Origin of the sequence: Undibacterium sp. TJN25, assembly GCF_049339885.1 — a bacterium.
GTDB lineage: Bacteria > Pseudomonadota > Gammaproteobacteria > Burkholderiales > Burkholderiaceae_D > Undibacterium.
Window position 1 is genome coordinate 1 of the sequence record NZ_JBMPPM010000032.1, and the last position, 1708, is coordinate 1708.

The following is a 1708-nucleotide window of genomic DNA, read 5'->3' on the forward strand; positions in this document are numbered from 1 at the left end:
GTGCGGACCAGGAAAAGCCGGTGGAGGCGATTTCAAAGTTCAGGCGGGCGCGGTGCACCTTGTGGCCTTCGAATTCGAGTTCGGGGTTGTCCTTGCTGCGGGTCAGGGTCAGGACTTCATTGGACACGCCCAGCCGCGTGGTGCTGACCGCCATCTGCCGTATCACCTGTTCCACGCCGCCGAACGTGTCCGGATGGTAGGTACGATAAAAGTGCAGAATCTTCATTTTCCACCCCTTATCATCTGGTACGCATTCACGGTGTTCTGCACGCAGGCCTCCCAGGTCAGCTGTGCTGCCCGGCGCAATCCCTTGCTGATAGCCTGTTCCCGCCATGCGTCGTCTTGCAGTGCAACGGCGAGGCCATCGCGGATAGAGACCACATCGTCCGGCTCTACCAGCCAGGCAGCACCATCGGCTACTTCCGGCATGGACGAACAATTGGACGTCAGGACCGGCACTCCGCTTGCCATCGCTTCTGCAATCGGCAAACCGAAACCCTCGTAATAAGATGGATAAACAAACAAACGGCATGCCGCATACAAGACCGGCAGATACCAGTCTTCCACGTAACCCAGGTAGTTAAGCCAGCCTTCCTGCTGGCCACGTACTATCTTCGCATGGATTTCATCGCTGTTCCAACCGCGACTGCCGACCAGCACCAGCGGATATTGCTGCCGCAACTCGGCAGGCAGGTCACGGTATGCCGCAAGCAGGTTAAGCAGGTTCTTGCGCGGCTCTATCGTGGAAACAAAAAAACTGTATTGCTGGTAATGCAAACCGAAATGCGCCATCACTTCTTCAGCCTGCGCTCGTGTGCGCGGATGGAACTGGGTGTCTACGCCCAGAGGTACTGCAACCACCTGTTCAGGCCCCAGTCTAAATTCTTCAAGGACTTCCAGCCGGGTTGCCAGTGAGTCAGTAATGACAAGGTCCGCTCGCCGCACGGCTACCGGCATGGCAGCGCGCATGCGCCTCACCCGCGCCTGCGGATGCCACTGCGGATAGCGCAACACCGATAAATCATGCAGCGTCACTACCGAAGCCATCTTACTTTCCGGCAGCACATAATTAGGTCCATGAAAAATGCCATCCTTGATGCCGCGCAGATTAGATTTGGCAACATAGGGCACCAGTTTGCCATACAAGCCCGACAATAGGGGCGATTGCCCTAACTGGTGGCGCAAACGCGCTTTCAGGCTATCACCTTGGTCGCCTGCGGGCTCCCCCCCCGTCCGTGGATCAGTGGCATTGTTCACATTCAGCTTAGGCAGGCGTTTCCATAAACCATCTGCCATATAGCGCACCGATTCTATGTCGGCATGGGCCGGCAAACGCGATGCCAGTTCCCACGCGTAGCGGCCTATTCCTGCCAGAGGAGGGCGCACTGCTTCAATCGATAGCACCACGTTCATGAGGGCGTTCCCTCCGGTCCAGAATCCAGCATCCATGCCAGGGTATCGCGCAACGCAATCCCCGGCAGTGCGCCAACGCACGCGGCGAGCTTGTTCGGGTTGCCCGTCAGGGTCTTGACTTCATTGCTCCTGACAAACGCAGGATTGACCTTGACTTCCATTCGGTAACCGGCGAGGTCGGCCACGATGTCCAATACTTGCTGCAAGGTATGGGCCTGACCGGAGCAGACGTTGAAGGTCTGTCCTGCCGGCGCGTGCTGCAGCAGCCGGGTGTAGGCCTGGACGACGGTGCGGA

General features: G+C 58.0%; 1 protein-coding gene and 2 pseudogenes. All 3 read right to left on the reverse strand.

Annotated elements, in window-relative coordinates:
- Window positions 1-226 (reverse strand): annotated as a pseudogene (locus ACO0LO_RS28950) (glycosyl transferase family 1); the annotation flags it as partial.
- A complete protein-coding gene (locus ACO0LO_RS28955) occupies window positions 223-1413 on the reverse strand; it encodes a glycosyltransferase family 4 protein (RefSeq protein ID WP_422970005.1) in 1191 nt (396 codons plus the stop codon). The gene ACO0LO_RS28955 and the pseudogene ACO0LO_RS28950, both read right to left, overlap by 4 nt.
- A pseudogene (locus ACO0LO_RS28960) lies at window positions 1410-1708 on the reverse strand (GDP-mannose 4,6 dehydratase); the annotation flags it as partial. The gene ACO0LO_RS28955 and the pseudogene ACO0LO_RS28960, both read right to left, overlap by 4 nt.

Coding starts and splice junctions, on each gene's coding strand:
- ACO0LO_RS28955 (WP_422970005.1), bottom strand. CDS start 1,413: ATGAACGTGGTGCTATCGATTGAAGCAGTGCGCCCTCCTCTGGCAGGA.